Below are 14,411 nucleotides of genomic sequence, written 5' to 3' on the forward strand. Positions count from 1 at the left end.
CGGGGCCTCGTCCCGCACATGGGCCTGGGCGGCCAACTGTGCTTTCAGGGAGGGCAGTTAGCCGAGTCACGGACGAGGAGTGCGCCGCCTCCGGGCGCCTGAAGGCCAGTCTGATAGGTTGCCCGACACAAGGAGTTGATCATGTTTTCTTCCCGTGAGACCCACGTGGTCGTCCTGCGCGAGCTGGACGACGCCCGCACCGCGCTGCGTGAGGCCATGACCGCCGCCACCGCCGAGGAGCGTCCCGGCCTGGAGCGCGCCCTGTCGATCCTCGACGGCCTGGGCGGCAACGAGCAGCAGCTGAAGGCGAAGTGGGTCACCGGCCTGCTGGAGCAGGCCGGCGTCGACCCGCGCACCAAGGAGGTCGTCGCGATCCGCGAACTGCGCCGCGCGGTTCCCGGCCTCAGCCTCGCGGCCGCAGTCGACCTGGTCAAGCAGGTCAACGCGGCCGCCTGACCCAACACGTGAGCGCCGGGCCCGATCGAGCACCGATCGGGCCCGGCGCCCTTTGCACCTCCGGCCGTCCACCATCCGCTCGTTCCACCCGGCCTGCTCGTGCGCGGGGACGCCGAGCAGCGCGGGTGCTGCGCCGGGGCGGAAGCGCACGCCCGCCGACGGGCCGCGCAGCCCAGGGCCGGGGCGGAAGGCCGTGGTGTCCGCGCCGGCACCCGTACCCCTGACGAGGGCCTGCTTCGTCCACACGACCGCGCCGGGCAGCCGGGACGCGCGCTCCGCGTACTCGGGGGCCATGGGGGCGAAGGCTACGCCTCCGCGCCGGGGGGCGCCCCGAACGGCCGCCCGGACGGCCGGACGGCCGGCCGGCCGACGGACCGCACGCCGACGGCCCCGGCCGCACGAGGCAGCCTGGGCCGTCGAGGCCGTCAGGGCGGACAGGGCGCCCAGGCACCCACGCAGGGCGCCGAAGGCTCAGCCGACCGCTTCGGCCGCCTCAGCCGCCGGCTCCGCAGCCGCCCCGGCGGAAGCAGCGGCCCCGGTGGAATCGGCCGCCCCGCTGCCCCCGCGCATCAGCACCAGGGTGAGCGCCGCGGCCGCCACCACCGCGATGCCGCCCGCCGTGAAGGTGGTGGAGGTTGCGGTGTTGAACGCCTCGCGGGCGACCGCCGCCAGCCCGGTGTCCCCCGTGGAGCCCGCGACGGCCAGCGCCCCGGTGATGTCGTGGCGCGCGGCGGCGGGGGCGGCGTCGGGCATCGCGCCGGTGTAGGTGCTGGAGAGCACGGTTCCGAGGACGGCGACGCCGAGCGCGGCGCCGGACTGCTGGATGGTGTCGTTGAGCGCGGAGCCGACGCCCGCGTGCTCACCGGGGATCGCGCTCATCAGCGCGTTGGCGGCGGCCGGCATGCCGAGGCCGGAGCCGACGCCCAGCACCAGCATCGCCAGGGCGACCTTGGTGAAGCTGTCGCCGACGGACAGGGTGGCCAGCAGGCCGAACCCGCCCGCGATGACCAGCATGCCGACCGCCGTCAGCACCCGCGCGGGGACCTTCTTGCCGAGCGCGGCGCCGATCCCGTTGAACACCAGCGAGGCGACGGCCAGCGGGATGAAGGCCAGACCGGTGTCGGTGGGCGAGAACTCCAGCACGAACTGCAGGTACTGGGTGAGCACCAGCATCAGTCCGCCGGTGGCGAAGGTCAGCAGGACGAGCGAGAGGCTGGCGCCGGTGAACACCCGGTTGCGGAACAGCTTGAGCGGGACCATCGGCGCGTCGGTGCGGACCTGTCGGACGGCGAACCCGGCCAGCGCGGCCACGGCGACGACGAGCGCGCCGAGTGTGCCCGGACTGCTGAGGCCGTCGCGGGGCAGCACGATGATCGACCAGACCAGCGCCGTCATACCGACCATGGACAGCACCATGCCCGGCAGGTCGGGCCGGCGCCACGGCCCCTTGGACTCCGGCATCAGCAGCACCGCCGCGAGGATCGCGACGGCCGCGACCGGCACGTTGAGCAGGAAGACCGCGCCCCACCAGAAGTGCGCGATCAGCGCGCCGCCGAGCACCGGCCCGCCGACCAGGCCGACCATGGCCACCGCGGTCCAGGCCGCGATCGCCTTCGGCCGCTCGTCGTCGTCGAAGACGGTGATCAGGATGGAGAGCGTGCTCGGCATGACGAGCGCGCCGCCGACGCCCATCAGGACGCGGCCGGCGATCAGCTGGCCGGGGCTGTCGGCGACGGCCGCGACCAGGGAGGCGGCGCCGAACAGTGCCAGTCCGACGATCATCACCTTCCGCCGCCCGAAGCGGTCGGAGAGGCTGCCCGAGGTGAGCAGCAGGCCGGCGAAGACCAGGATGTACGAGTCGATGATCCACTGGATGTCCTGCGCGCCGGCCCCGAGGTCCTCCGCGATGGGCGGGACGGACACCGTGAGCACCATGTTGTCGATCACCAGCACCAGGCTGCTGAGGCAGAGCACGACCAGGATGAACCAGCGCCGCGGATTCCGTTCCACCGCGTTCCCCCTTGAAACTCTCGGACTTCTCGATCGAACAGCTCGGACTTCCCGGGCACGGCCGCGCGGAGTCGGTACGCGGAAGTCGGTGCGCGCGGCGGTCGTGCGGGCGGAAGTCGTGCGGGAACACCGCCCTCCGTCCCCACGGGTACGGTGTGCGCCGCCCCGAACACTGTACGGAGACCGAACACCGTACGCAACGCCGAACACCGTGCGGCGCCACTTATGCTGAACCCCACGGAGCCAGGACGGGCGACGGCGAGCGATGACGAGTGACGAGGAGGGCCCGATGGCGGCCAAGCCGGAGGACGGAACGTCGGGCATCCCGACGCTGTGGACCCGACCCCAGCGACCCCGCCGGGAGCAGCCGGCCCTCAGCCGCGAGCAGATCGTGACCGAGGCCCTCGCCCTCCTGGACAGCGACGGCATCGAGGCACTGAGCATGCGCAAGCTCGGCGCCCGCCTCAACGCCGGCGCGACCTCGCTGTACACCCACGTCGCCAACAAGGAGGAGCTGCTCGCGCTCGCCGTCGACCAGGTCTTCGCCGAGCTCCCGCTGCCGGAGACCACCGCCACCCCCGGGGACGACCCGAAGGTCTGGCGCACGGCCGTCGAGGGGTGCGCCGAGGGCGTGCGCGCGGTCATCCTGCGCCACCCCTGGATGGTCTCGGTGATCGGCGACGTCGGGATGGTCTACTTCGGCCCCAGCTGGATGCGCCTGTCCGAGGCCTTCCTGACGCTGCTGGAGACGTCCGGTCTCGACCTCGCCGACGCCAACGAGGCGATGGGTGTCGTCATCGGCTACACCATCGGCGCGGCCACCGTGGAGGCCGCCTGGCTGAGCGCGCTCGCCAAGCGCGGCCGGGAGGAGCAGGAGTGGATGGAGCAGCTCCTGCCCGCCGTCATCGAGGCCACCAAGGAGCACCCGCGGCTGCACCGGCTGTACACCACGCAGGTCGACCAGGAGATCGCGGCCGGCCGGGACACCGCCTTCCTCAGCGGGGTCCGGCTGATCCTGGACGGGATCGAGGCCTCCTGGGCGGCCCGGTCCGCCGACCGCACCGGTCGGGCCTGAGGGGCAGCCGGGCTCCGACCGCGCGGCACCGGGGCGCCGATCGCCGACTCCCCAGGGATCAGAGCTCGTTGAGGGCCTGCACCTCCGCGCAGCCCGGCACCGGCCCGACCGGCTCGCCCGCGGCCACGGCAGCCGCCGTGGCCACCGCCGCCGCCAGCGCGGAGCGGTAGAGCAGCGAGCCGAGACTGACCCGGGCCACCCCGAGCTCGGCCAGCTCGGCCAGGCCCGGCCCGTTCGGCGTCCAGAGGATGTTGAGCGGGGCGGCGACGGCACCGACCACCCGGGCGATCGCCGCCGGTTCGGCCAGCCCGGGGACGAACACGCCGTCCGCGCCCGCCCGCCGGTACGCCTCCAGGCGCCGGAGGGTCTCCGGCTCGGGGTCGTCCTGCGCACACCAGTAGGTGTCGGTACGGGCGTTCACGAACAGCTCCGGCACCGCCGCCTTCACCGCCGCGACCTTCGCCGCGTGGACGGCGACCGGCGCCAGCGTGCCGTCCGCCCGACCGTCCTCAAGGTTGATGCCGACCGCCCCCGCCTTCGCCAACTCGACGGCCAGCACGGCGACCTCGCCCGGGTCGTCGCTGAAGCCGGACTCCGCGTCGACGCTGAGCAGGAAACCGTCGCGCCCGAGCCGCCGCGCCAGCCGTACGGTCTCCGCGCGGGTCGCCGCCGCGCCGTCGGGCAGCCCGGCGGCGGCCGCCACACCCAGGCTGGTGGTGCCGATCGCGACGTGGCCCGCGGCGGCGAGGGCGGCGGCGGAGGCGTGGTCCCAGGCGTTCGGGAGCAGCAGGGGGCGGCCGGGGCGGTGGTGCAGGGCGGCGAAGGGGGTCATGGCGTGGTCTCCGTGGTTCATGTGTCCTCCGGTTCTCCGGGGTGCTGTGCGTACGTGCTCATCCGTGCCGGGGTGCTGCGGCGGCCCGGGGTGGTACGGCCGACCCGGGGTCATACCCGCCCCACCGCCTCCGCCGCCGCCGACCGGCCGAGGTCCCCCACCGAGTCCGCGTAGTACCCGGACCCCGCGACGTGGCAGACGATCCGCCGGAAGCTCCAGCCCGTGCCCGGCGAGTCGTCCAGGGCGGCGTCCGGCAGCGCGGCCACCCGGCGGGACCAGATCCCGGCCAGCCGGGTGAGCCGGCTGCGGGCCTCGTCCAGGTCGGCGGCGGTGAACGGAGCGAGGTCGGCCGGGGTGGTGACGCCGGAGGCGTGCCAGTGGTCGGGCTCGGTCGGCTCGCCGGCCAGCCGGGCCTCCAACTCGGCCAGGTGGTCGACGAGATGGTCGGTGACGCGGCGAACCGCCTTGTGCGGCGCGTAGGTCCGGCCGTCCTCGTTCACGATCGGCTGCCCGTCCCAGGCCGTCCAGGTGGCGGCCAGGGCGAGCACCCGGTCGACCATCTCCGGCACCAGCGCGGCGAGTTCGGCCTTGCCGAGGCCCTGCCCGGCCGCCGCTTCGGGGCTCGCGGAGTCGGCGCCCACCAGCTCCGGGTCGGCAGGATCGGAGGCCCCGAACACGATGCCCTCCGCGATGGCCAGTGCGTGCGCCCGGCCCGGGCAGATCCGGGGCGGGGCGCCGAAGGTGAGCAGCACGCCCTCCGGCGCCTGCGCCTGCGCGGCCGCGACGTCCAGCACCACGTGCGTCCCGGCCGGTACGGCGGCCCCGCCGACCTCGGTCGCCCGGGCGGCGAGGCGGCGCATCACCCGCACCGGCGGGTCCTCGCGCAGCCGTGGGTCCTCGCGCAGCCGTGGGTCCTCGCGCAGCCCGCCGACCGGTCCGCCCCCGTTCCGGCGGATGCGCTCGACCAGCGCGGCGGTCGCGTCGCAGGCCTGGACGAGCAGCCCGATCCGGTTGGCGGCCGTCTCCTCGTCCGCGCCGCACACGGCCTCCCCTCCGCACGCGCCCGCCCCGCCGTACGCGCCCTCCGGACCGCACACCGCGCCCGACATCGCGGGCAGCAGCCGGCCCACCGCCGCGCCCGACATCGCGGGCAGCAGCCGGCCCACCGCCGCGTCCGCCTCCGGATCGTCCGGCGCGTCGGCGAAGTACGACCGGGCGACCGTCACGACGTCCCGCGCCACGGCCTCCGGATCGGCCAGGCCCAAGGCCGCCGCCAGCACCCGGACCACCCGCAGCCGTACGTCCGGTTCGAAGCCACCCGCCGCCGCCACCCGCAGCGCGGCCGGGTCCAGCCGCTCCAGGTCGGCGAGCACCAGCGCCCGACGCCGGGCGTGCGGTTCGCCCGAGCTGAACCGGGCGACGGCGGCCCGCAGCCGGGCCACCCCGGCGGGCCCGCCCGGGGCGACGGGCGCCGCGGGCAGCGGGACCAGCGCCGGGTCGGCCAGGGCCGCCGTGACGTCGTCGTGGCGGGAAAAGGTCGTGGTTACGGAGCCGGAGATCACCGTCGGTTCGCTCATGCCGTCATCGTGACCCCGGCTCGTTTCGGCCCCCGCCGAACTGTGCCGGAGCGACCATGGAGGCATGCCCGCGCAACCGCACCCCGCCCCTCCGCCGACCAGCCGCGCGACCCGGCGCTCCGACCACGGCGGCGCGGCGCTCGCCGCCCTCGCCGCCCTGCTCGCCGACCCCACTCGCGCCGCCTTCTGCTCCGCCCTGCTCGACGGCCGCGCCTGGACGGCCGGCGAGCTGGCCCGACACGCGCGCGTCGCGCCGTCCACGACCAGCGAGCACCTGTCGCGGCTGATCGCCGGCGGGCTGCTGGCCGAGGAACGGCAGGGCCGGCACCGCTACGTCCGGCTGGCCACGCCCGCCGTGGCGACGCTGTTGGAGGACCTGACCTCCTTCGCCGAATCCGGCGGCCGCGACACCTCGGCACCCCGCAGCCTGGGCGAGGCCACCCGGCTGAGCGCCGAGGCCCGCGCCCGGACCTGCTACGACCACCTGGCCGGCCGGCTCGGTGTGGCCGTCGCCGACGCGTTGCTGGCGCGCGGCCTGGTCGCCGACGAGGCCGGGCTCGCCGTCACCGAGCGCGGCCGGGACTGGCTGGCCGCGCAGGCGATCGAGCTGCCGGCGCGCGCGGGCCGTCGGGGCGGCCGCCCGGTGGTGCGCAGCTGCCTCGACTGGACGGAGCGCCGCAGCCACCTCGGCGGGGCGCTGGGCGCGGCCCTCTGCCGGACCGCCCTGGACCGCGCCTGGGTCGAGCGGATCGGCTCCGGCCGGGCCCTGCGGGTCACTCCGGACGGCGGCCGGGCGCTGCGTGAACTGCTCGGCGTCGACGTCCCCTGAGCCGACGCATTACTCCGGCCGCTGTGAACCCACCCCGCCGTGAGGCGCTTCTCGATCGCCCCCTCCTGCGGCAGCACGGCGGCACCCTCAGCGCCCTCAGGCCCTCACCCCATCGACTTCGCCCCATCCAGCGACTCCCGGATGATGTCGGCGTGCCCGGCGTGCTGCGCGGTCTCGGCGACCATGTGCAGCAGCACCCGCCGGAGCGACCAGGTCGCTCCCGGCTCGAACCACGGAGCCGGCGGCAGCGGGTGGGCGAGGTCGAGGTCGGGCGCGGTGCGGACCAGCTCGTCCGTCCCGCGCGCCACCCGTTCGTACTCGGCGAGCAGTCCGGCCAGCGTCTCGCCCTCCGCCATCCGGAACTGGTCCGCCCACGCCTCGGCACCGCCGGCCCGGCCCGGGTCCTCGCCTCCGGCCCGCATCGCCTCCGCGCCGCCGGTCATGAAACGCGCCCAGCGCGCCTCGACCGCCGCCACGTGCTTGATCAGACCGCCCAGGCAGAGTTCGCTGGCCGTGGTGCGCTCGGCCGCCTGCGCGTCGGTGAGGTCGCGGACGGTGCGGCGCAGCAGCTCGCGGTGCTTGTCGAGCGTCTCGACGAAGTCCTCGCGCTCGCTCATCCCACGCACCCCGGCGAGCGCTTCACCGGCCGACGCGTCCCCCGTGGGCGCTCCGCCGGCGAGCGCTCCCCCGGCCGGCCCGCCGCCATCAGACGTCCACCGTGTTCGGCTGCTCGCCGCTCGTCCGCCCGAGGTCGATCAGCCCGAACGCCGCGCCCTGCGGGTCGCCGACCGCCGCGAACCGGCCGAACGGGCTGTCCATCGGCCCGAAGTACACCTTGCCGCCGCGCGCCGTCAGCCGCTCGATCGCGGCGTCGGTGTCGTCCACGGCGAAGTAGACGCTGACGTACGAGGGCGCCTCGGGCGGCAGGAAGTCGCCCTCCGCGCCCATCCGGCCGAGCACCGGCCGGCCGCCGACCTGGAACATCCGGTAGTCGAACTCCTCGGAGTCCATCTTCTTCACGCCGTACGGGAAGACCGCCGGGAAGAAGGCGTCCGCCTTCGCGGGCTCGCGGGTCACCAGTTCGGCCCAGCTGTACGCCCCGGGCTCGCCCTGCTTCTCGAAACCCTCGTGGCGCCCGGCCTGCCACACGCCGAACACGACGCCGCCCGGGTCCTTGGCGATCACCATGGTGCCGAAGTCGCCGATCTGCATCGGGCCCATGACGACCTCACCGCCGTTGGCGCGGATCCGCGCGGCGGTGGCTCCGGCGTCCGGCGAGGCGAGGTACAGGCACCAGGCGGACTGGGCCTCCTGGCCGGGCATCGGCGGGACGACCGCGGCGACCGCCTTGCCGTCCGAGTACGCCTGCGTGTAGTTGCCGAACTCCGACGAGCTCTCGCCGAAGGTCCAGCCCAGCACGTCGCCGTAGAAGGCCTTCGCGCCCTCCAGGTCGGTGAACATCGCGTCGGCCCAACAGGGTGTGCCCTCAGGTAGCGCAGCCATATCTCTGCCTCCGTGTGCGGCGAAGAGCGCACGCCGGAAGACGCACGCCGGCCCCCGACTCGCCAGCCTAGCCACGACGCGGCGCACCCGCGCGGGATGGCCCCGCCCGGGTGCAGCCGGATGCCCGCCTGCCGCTACGACCCGCTCAGTGCCCCGGCGCCGCCCCGGTCGGCGACAGCCGCAGCGACGCCGTGCCCAGGCCGGTCGGTCCGAGCGGCACCACGCCGGCCGCCCCGGCCGAGCCCGCCGCCACGGCCGTCTCCGCAGCCCCCGCCGCCGCCCGCCGGGCCTCCGTCGCCGCCACCAGGTCCCGGTCGGCGCCGAAGTGCCGCCGCAGGTCCTCCTCGCCGTAACGACGGCACTCCCGGTGCCAGTTCAGGACGCCCGCGAGCCAGTCCTCCAGCTCCTTCACGTACCCGTCGAGCAGCTTCCGCGCCTCGTCGTCCAGCCCGAAGTCCTCGTACATGACCGGGAGTTCATTCTGCGCGACGTGCTCGAACTGCCCCAGCCGCGAGTGCATCAGGTCGTCGACGATCCGGACCGCCGACGGGTAGTCGCAGTCGAAGAAGTTCTGCACCACCAGGACGAGGTTGTGCAGCTCGCCCTCGTACTCGATCTCCTTCCGGTACGAGAAGAGGTCGTTCACCATGGCCCCGTAGTCCATGGCCGAGTTCTCCAGCGCGCGCATCGAGCCGTGCCGGTGGACGTCGGACGGGATCGCCTTCCCGTGGCCGAGGCGGCTGAGGCTGGTGGTGAGGTCGGAGCCGAAGGTGGCGCGCCGCATCTCCAGGTAGTCCACCGGGTCCGGGATCCGGTTCTGGATGCGGTTGGCGAGCTCCCAGACCCAGCTCGCCGTCATGGACTCGACGGCCGCACGGAACCGGGTCCTCGCCTCGACGGTCATCGGTCCGGCGGTGCGCTCCCAGAGGTCGGCGAGGCCGCGCTCCAGGGCGTTGGCGGGCTCGGGCGCCGGGGTGCCGTCCACCGGCATGAGCAGCGCCAGCCGCGCGTTGGCGCGCTTGGCGCCGGCCAGGTCGCGAGTGGGCCCGAAGACCGCCGGGTAGTAGTCGTCCGCCCAGGTTCCCCAGGCCAACCAGGCCGCGCTGAGGTCGAGTTGTTCGGCAGTGGCCCCCGGATCGATGCCGGCCGAGCAGAGCGCGAGGTCGTGGTCGCGCATCGACGCGGCGTCCCAGATTCCGGATCCGGGGATCGCCGGGTCCGCCGCCAGCAGGCCGATCCGCTCGGCCCACTCGACCACGCGCTCCCGGGCACCGTCCAGGTGCGGGCTCAGCGAGAGGGCGTACGGCAGCCTGAACTCCGGCAGCACGGAGGGGCCGACGGCCTGGAACGGCACGTACCCGTGCGAACGCGCCCGCCGCTCGGCCGGGCGGGCCCCGCCCTTCACCGCACCCGCCGCCGCACCGCTCCGCAGGATGTCCAGCGCCGAGGTGCCGATCCCGCCGATCGCGTACTGGTCCCACCAGTTCCCCGAACCGGGCAGCCCCGGCAGCGCTCCGCCCGACCCCGGCGCCACCCCACCGGCCGAACCCGCCGACGCCCCACCGCCGTTCATGTACCGGCTGGAGCGCATGTGCCACTCGTGCCCGCCGGCCTGCCAGTCCTGCAGGCCCTTGACGTACGCCATGACCTTGGCGACGCCCTCCGGGTCGAGCCCGGTCTCCGCGAACAGCACCGGAAGTTCGGTGAACACGGTGTTCTCGAACTGCTGGAGCCGCGAGGTGAGGAGGTCGTTGACCGCCTCGGCGGCCTCCTGGGTGGTGCACTCCAGGAACCGCTCCAGCACCAGGATGCCGTTGCTCAGCTCGCCCTCGTCCTCCACCTCCCGCTGGTACGAGAAGATGTCGTTGCGCAGGTGCACGCCGTCGGAGAAGGCGTCCATCAGCACCCGCAGCGCACGCGAGCCCGACACCTCCTTCGGCACCTCGGCACCGGCGGCGTACTCGACCAGCTGCGCGGACCACGGCGCACCGCCGACCTTGCGGCGCATCTCGATGTACTCGACGGGGTTGGCCACCCGGCCCGCGTCGATGTTGGCGAGTTCCCAGAGCGACTCGTCGAGCAGGTTGCGGGTGCTCCGGGCGAACCGGATCCGCCAGTCCTCGCCCATCGCCGGCACGGTGCGCCGCCAGAGGTCCGCCAGGCCCGCCTCGACCGGGTTCTGCGGCTCCGGCATCTCCGCGGCCGGGTCGGCCGGCATGAACAGCGGCAGCCGGTCCAGGTGCGCCTTGCCCGCCTCGCGGTCGTTGGTGCGCTTGTACATGTCGAGGAAGTGGTCATCGAAGAAGAAGACCCAGACGTACCAGTCGGTGACCAGCGACAGCGCCTCGGCGGAGGCGTCGGGGTGGGTGTAGGCGCAGAGCAACCCGTAGTCGTGGGCCTCCAGGTCGGCCTGTTCCCAGATGCCGGAACCCTCCAACATGCCCATCTCCCGGGCCCAGCCGGTGGAATGGGCCCGTGCGTCGTCCAGGTGGGGGTTGAGGCGTGCCGGGTGCGGCACGTAGAAGGACGGCAGTTCGAACGGCTGGGTCACGGCGGGCGAGCCTTTCTGGACGCGTCGATTGGACCAAGAATGACCCGCGACCGGGACGCCGCACCGGCACAACAAGAACAGTCATATGAGATGACCAAGCCACTCGAACCCCAGCGCGACCCGCCACCCGAGCAACGGCCCGGCCCTGGATCGTACGTACGGCCCCACCCGACGACTCCGCCCGATCCCACCGGAACCACCCGCCCGGCCGAGCGCACCCCCACCCACCCGCGCCCCCTGCTCCCCATCCGCACCACCCGCCCCAACTCCACGGGGACGGACCGCGATCGACCCGCCCCCGTGGCGCCGCCCCCTCGTTCAGGCCGCCAGCCCCAGGGCCAGCGACGCGGCCGCCGGGGCGAGGTAGACGAGCGGGAAGGGGATGTGGGCGTAGGCGCGGGCGCGGGCGACGGTGAGGACGGCGCCGAGGAAGTAGAGGATCACGCCGACGGCGGCCGCGTAGCCGACGGCCGGGACGGCGAGGCCGACCAGGAGGCCGAGGGCGCCGGCCGCCTTGGCCACGCCGAGCCAGGTCCACCAGGCGCGCGGGACGCCGTAGTCGGCGAGCGGCTTGACGACGTACTCGGCGCCGGCGAAGACCGAGTAGGCCGAGAAGCCGACCATGAGGGCGCCGAGGACGGTGACGACGGTGTAGGCGACGGACATTGAAGTGCTCCCCACTCGATGGCTGTTCGGTTCGACACCCCTCTGACCCGACGCCCCCGACGGATGTGACAGACGCGGGCAAAAAATATTCCGCACCACGCCCCGAAGACCCCCAACAACCGCTCCGCCAACGAACAAAGCAGGCATGCCAAGGCCTGGAACACCAAGACTTCCCACGATACGGGCGTGTTGACCGCCTCCGCCCCCCGCACGTCCACCAGACTGGGCGCCGACCCGACGTCAACTCCGAGGAGGGCAAGCCCATGAACGTCACCGTTCGGCTCGCACAGCAGCCCGAGGCCGACGAACTGCTCGGACGGAGTGCGCTCGCCGCGCTCGTCGGCATGCTGCTGGACCAGCAGGTGCCGATGGAGTGGGCGTTCACCGGCCCGCTGACCATCGCCCAGCGCCTCGGCCGGGACGACCTGGACGCCCACGAGATCGCCACCTACAACCCGGAGGAGTTCGTCGCGCTCCTCTCCGCGAAACCCGCCGTCCATCGCTATCCCGCCGCGATGGCCAAACGCGTCCAACAGCTCTGCCAGTTCCTCGTCGCGCAGTACGACGGCGACGCCGCCGCGCTGTGGAAGAACGTCCGCACCGGGAAGGAGCTGCTCAGCCGCCTCAACGCACTGCCCGGGTTCGGCAAGCAGAAGTCCCAGATCTTCCTCGCCCTGCTCGGCAAGCAGTACGGCGTACGGCCCGAGGGCTGGCGCGAGGCGGCCGGCGCGTACGGCGAGGAGGGCGCGCACCGTTCGGTCGCCGACATCACCGGCCCCGATTCCCTCGTCCTGGTGCGGGAGTTCAAGCAGGAGGTGAAGCGCGCCGCGAAGGAGGCCAAGGCGGCGGCCAAGCCGCGCACCACCACCCGTTCGACGGCCGCGCCCACGCCGACCGGCGCGCGCTGAAACCGGCGGCCCCGACGCGACCGCAGCCGCCACACCGGACCGCCGAACCCACGCCGGGCCGTCGGACCTCCGGACCGCCGGGCCGGCGCCCGATCACCGTCCCCCGCAGGGCAGCCCGCCGGGACCGGCTCCCGGCCCGCCCCTCCGACGTCCGCCCCGGGACGGCAGCAGCTACCGGCCGGTCGCCGACCGCCGGTAGGCGTACCGGCCGCGGATCCGTCGGACGAAGTACCGCCCGTGGCTCTCCGCGGCCGACAGCTCCCGGTGCACCCGGGCCGGTACGCCCGCGTACTCGTACACCGGACCGCCGGTGAACTCCAGCTCCAGCAGCCGCGCCGCCGGGTCGTACCCGACCGAGCGCAGCACCGAGGAGTCCACCGCCGTACGGTCCATGGCCCTCCCAGTGTGCGACGAGGGCCCCGGTCGCGCAGTGCGACCGAGGCCCTCGCTCCGGGTGCGTTCCGTCCGTCGGGTCGGCGGCGGATCAGCCGGCCGGTCCTCAGACCAGGACGGACTCCCGCTCCTCCACCGCGCCCGCGGCGCCGGCGTCGAGCGCCTTGCGCCGCCGCGGCAGCGCGAACATCAGCAGGAACACCACCGCCAGCACGCCCGCGACCCACCACAGCGCGTGCACGAAGGCCCCGCCGAACGCCGTCCCGACCGCCTCCGGCGCGACCACGTCGTCCATCGCCCCGAAGAACGCCACCGAGACCAGGCCGAGCCCGAGCGCGTTGCCCACCTGCTGCACGGTGTTGATCAGCCCGGAGGCCGAGCCGGCGTGCTCGCGCGGCACCTCCGCCAGCACCGCGTCGGTGATCGGCGCGACGATCAGCCCCATGCCGAGGCCCATCACCACCAGCGGCAGTGCCATCTGCCAGGGCGAGATCGCCGTGCCGTACCGGTCGGCCTCCCAGATGTAGGTGAGCACGCCCGCCGCCATCACCAGCGCGCCCGCCTGCAGGACCTTCCGCCCGAACCGCGGCACCAGCTTCTGCACCGACAGCCCGGCCGCGGTGGAGACCGCGAGCGAGAACGGGATGCCGGTCGCACCGGCCTTGAGCGGGCTCCAGCCCAGGCCGACCTGCATGTAGAGCGTCCAGACCAGGAAGAAGATGCCGAGTGCCACGCCGAAGGCCAGCTGCACGCAGATCCCGGCGGCGAAGGACTTCACCCGGAACAGCGCCAGCTCGACCAGCGGCGAGCCGTCCCGCCGCGTCTTGACCTTCTCGTACGCCACGAACAGCGCGAACACCGGCAGGCTGCCGGCCATCGACAGGTACCCCCAGAGCGGCCAGCCGGCCTCCCGCCCGTGCGTCAGCGGGTAGATCAGCATCAGCAGGCCGAGGCTGGCCAGCAGCACGCCCACCAGGTCGAGCTTCAGTGCCTGGTCGGCCTTCGACTCGTCGATGAAGCGGCGGCCGAGCAGCAGACCGGCGATGCCGACCGGCAGGTTGATCAGGAAGATCGGCCGCCAGGCCAGGCCGAACAGGTCCCACTCGGTCAGCAGCGCACCGATCATCGGACCGGAGACGGCGCCCAGTCCCACCACCGCGCCGAACATGCCGAACACCTTGCCGCGCTCCTCCGCCGGGAAGGTCGCGTGGATGATCGACAGCACCTGCGGCACCATCAGGGCCGCCGTCCCACCCTGCAGCAGCCGGGTCGCGACCAGCATCTCCGGCCCGGAGGCCAGCCCGCACAGCGCGGACGCCACGGTGAAGCCGCCGATCCCGATCAGGAACAGCCGCTTGCGGCCGTGGATGTCCCCCAGCCGCCCGCCGGTGATCAGCCCGATCGCGAAGGCCAGCGCGTACCCGCCGGTGACCCACTGCACGGCGCTGAAGGAGGCGCCGGTGTCCGCCTGGATGCTGGGGATGGCGATGTTGACGATGGTGACGTCCACCAGGTCCATGAAGGAGGCCACCATCACGATCGCCAGGGCGATCCACCTCCGCCGATCGGCTCCCGCCGCGCTCATTCCGTACTCCTCGACTCGACTTCTCG

The 14,411-nt window shown here is 74.0% G+C and carries 13 protein-coding genes; 4 read left to right on the forward strand and 9 right to left on the reverse strand.

What is annotated here, in order from left to right; all coding sequences use genetic code 11:
• Positions 1 to 141: 141 nt before the first annotated feature.
• Positions 142 to 456: a hypothetical protein gene (locus ACIGG8_RS02905; RefSeq protein ID WP_396545149.1), complete on the forward strand. Its 315-nt coding sequence runs from the start codon at positions 142 to 144 to the stop codon at positions 454 to 456.
• A gap of 471 nt (positions 457 to 927) precedes the next feature.
• Here ACIGG8_RS02905 and ACIGG8_RS02910 read toward each other — a convergent pair whose 3' ends face one another.
• The gene (locus ACIGG8_RS02910) at positions 928 to 2,466 is read right to left on the reverse strand and encodes an MFS transporter (protein ID WP_396545151.1); all 1,539 of its coding nucleotides are present in this window, start codon (positions 2,464 to 2,466) and stop codon (positions 928 to 930) included.
• Positions 2,467 to 2,755: 289 nt separating this feature from the next.
• Here ACIGG8_RS02910 and ACIGG8_RS02915 point away from each other — a divergent pair, with 289 nt between their 5' ends.
• The gene (locus ACIGG8_RS02915; RefSeq protein ID WP_396545154.1) at positions 2,756 to 3,541 is read left to right on the forward strand and encodes a TetR/AcrR family transcriptional regulator; all 786 of its coding nucleotides are present in this window, start codon (positions 2,756 to 2,758) and stop codon (positions 3,539 to 3,541) included.
• Between the two features lie 58 nt (positions 3,542 to 3,599).
• On the opposite strand, the gene ACIGG8_RS02920 is transcribed toward ACIGG8_RS02915, so the two are convergent.
• The gene (locus tag ACIGG8_RS02920) at positions 3,600 to 4,394 is read right to left on the reverse strand and encodes an isocitrate lyase/phosphoenolpyruvate mutase family protein (RefSeq protein WP_396545156.1); all 795 of its coding nucleotides are present in this window, start codon (positions 4,392 to 4,394) and stop codon (positions 3,600 to 3,602) included.
• Between the two features lie 89 nt (positions 4,395 to 4,483).
• Positions 4,484 to 5,950, reverse strand: coding sequence for a hypothetical protein (locus ACIGG8_RS02925; protein WP_396545158.1), 1,467 nt, complete (start codon positions 5,948 to 5,950; stop codon positions 4,484 to 4,486).
• A 64-nt stretch (positions 5,951 to 6,014) separates the two neighbouring features.
• Between ACIGG8_RS02925 and ACIGG8_RS02930 the strand changes: the two genes are divergently transcribed.
• Positions 6,015 to 6,779 (forward strand): winged helix-turn-helix domain-containing protein, encoded by a 765-nt coding sequence (locus ACIGG8_RS02930; protein ID WP_350519740.1) that lies wholly within the window; start codon positions 6,015 to 6,017, stop codon positions 6,777 to 6,779.
• A gap of 104 nt (positions 6,780 to 6,883) precedes the next feature.
• On the opposite strand, the gene ACIGG8_RS02935 is transcribed toward ACIGG8_RS02930, so the two are convergent.
• From ACIGG8_RS02935 to ACIGG8_RS02950, 4 genes are all read right to left on the reverse strand, one after another.
• Positions 6,884 to 7,396 (reverse strand): DinB family protein, encoded by a 513-nt coding sequence (locus tag ACIGG8_RS02935; protein WP_396545160.1) that lies wholly within the window; start codon positions 7,394 to 7,396, stop codon positions 6,884 to 6,886.
• A gap of 88 nt (positions 7,397 to 7,484) precedes the next feature.
• A complete protein-coding gene (locus ACIGG8_RS02940) occupies positions 7,485 to 8,282 on the reverse strand; it encodes a VOC family protein (RefSeq protein WP_396545162.1) in 798 nt (265 codons plus the stop codon).
• Positions 8,283 to 8,427: 145 nt separating this feature from the next.
• Entirely contained in the window at positions 8,428 to 10,833 is a 2,406-nt protein-coding gene (locus tag ACIGG8_RS02945; protein WP_396545164.1) for a germacradienol/geosmin synthase, read from the reverse strand.
• A gap of 318 nt (positions 10,834 to 11,151) precedes the next feature.
• Positions 11,152 to 11,499: a DoxX family protein gene (locus tag ACIGG8_RS02950; RefSeq protein ID WP_396545166.1), complete on the reverse strand. Its 348-nt coding sequence runs from the start codon at positions 11,497 to 11,499 to the stop codon at positions 11,152 to 11,154.
• A gap of 263 nt (positions 11,500 to 11,762) precedes the next feature.
• Here ACIGG8_RS02950 and ACIGG8_RS02955 point away from each other — a divergent pair, with 263 nt between their 5' ends.
• A complete protein-coding gene (locus tag ACIGG8_RS02955; protein WP_350519735.1) occupies positions 11,763 to 12,407 on the forward strand; it encodes an HhH-GPD-type base excision DNA repair protein in 645 nt (214 codons plus the stop codon).
• A 171-nt stretch (positions 12,408 to 12,578) separates the two neighbouring features.
• On the opposite strand, the gene ACIGG8_RS02960 is transcribed toward ACIGG8_RS02955, so the two are convergent.
• Together ACIGG8_RS02960 and ACIGG8_RS02965 are read right to left on the reverse strand one after the other, a co-directional pair.
• Positions 12,579 to 12,800 (reverse strand): KTSC domain-containing protein, encoded by a 222-nt coding sequence (locus ACIGG8_RS02960; RefSeq protein ID WP_396545168.1) that lies wholly within the window; start codon positions 12,798 to 12,800, stop codon positions 12,579 to 12,581.
• Positions 12,801 to 12,906: 106 nt separating this feature from the next.
• The gene (locus ACIGG8_RS02965; RefSeq protein WP_396545170.1) at positions 12,907 to 14,385 is read right to left on the reverse strand and encodes an MFS transporter; all 1,479 of its coding nucleotides are present in this window, start codon (positions 14,383 to 14,385) and stop codon (positions 12,907 to 12,909) included.
• Positions 14,386 to 14,411 lie beyond the last annotated feature (26 nt).

The sequence above is a fragment of the Kitasatospora sp. NPDC085464 genome (genome assembly GCF_044541955.1).
GTDB lineage: Bacteria > Actinomycetota > Actinomycetes > Streptomycetales > Streptomycetaceae > Kitasatospora.

What these genes read in the sequence shown, in the direction of transcription:
- ACIGG8_RS02965 (WP_396545170.1), bottom strand. Translation starts at nt 14,385, where the DNA reads ATGAGCGCGGCGGGAGCCGATCGGCGGAGGTGGATCGCCCTGGCGATC.
- ACIGG8_RS02915 (WP_396545154.1), top strand. Translation starts at nt 2,756, where the DNA reads ATGGCGGCCAAGCCGGAGGACGGAACGTCGGGCATCCCGACGCTGTGG.
- ACIGG8_RS02950 (WP_396545166.1), bottom strand. Translation starts at nt 11,499, where the DNA reads ATGTCCGTCGCCTACACCGTCGTCACCGTCCTCGGCGCCCTCATGGTC.
- ACIGG8_RS02940 (WP_396545162.1), bottom strand. Translation starts at nt 8,282, where the DNA reads ATGGCTGCGCTACCTGAGGGCACACCCTGTTGGGCCGACGCGATGTTC.
- ACIGG8_RS02960 (WP_396545168.1), bottom strand. Translation starts at nt 12,800, where the DNA reads ATGGACCGTACGGCGGTGGACTCCTCGGTGCTGCGCTCGGTCGGGTAC.
- ACIGG8_RS02930 (WP_350519740.1), top strand. Translation starts at nt 6,015, where the DNA reads ATGCCCGCGCAACCGCACCCCGCCCCTCCGCCGACCAGCCGCGCGACC.
- ACIGG8_RS02920 (WP_396545156.1), bottom strand. Translation starts at nt 4,394, where the DNA reads ATGAACCACGGAGACCACGCCATGACCCCCTTCGCCGCCCTGCACCAC.
- ACIGG8_RS02935 (WP_396545160.1), bottom strand. Translation starts at nt 7,396, where the DNA reads ATGAGCGAGCGCGAGGACTTCGTCGAGACGCTCGACAAGCACCGCGAG.
- ACIGG8_RS02955 (WP_350519735.1), top strand. Translation starts at nt 11,763, where the DNA reads ATGAACGTCACCGTTCGGCTCGCACAGCAGCCCGAGGCCGACGAACTG.
- ACIGG8_RS02925 (WP_396545158.1), bottom strand. Translation starts at nt 5,950, where the DNA reads ATGAGCGAACCGACGGTGATCTCCGGCTCCGTAACCACGACCTTTTCC.
- ACIGG8_RS02905 (WP_396545149.1), top strand. Translation starts at nt 142, where the DNA reads ATGTTTTCTTCCCGTGAGACCCACGTGGTCGTCCTGCGCGAGCTGGAC.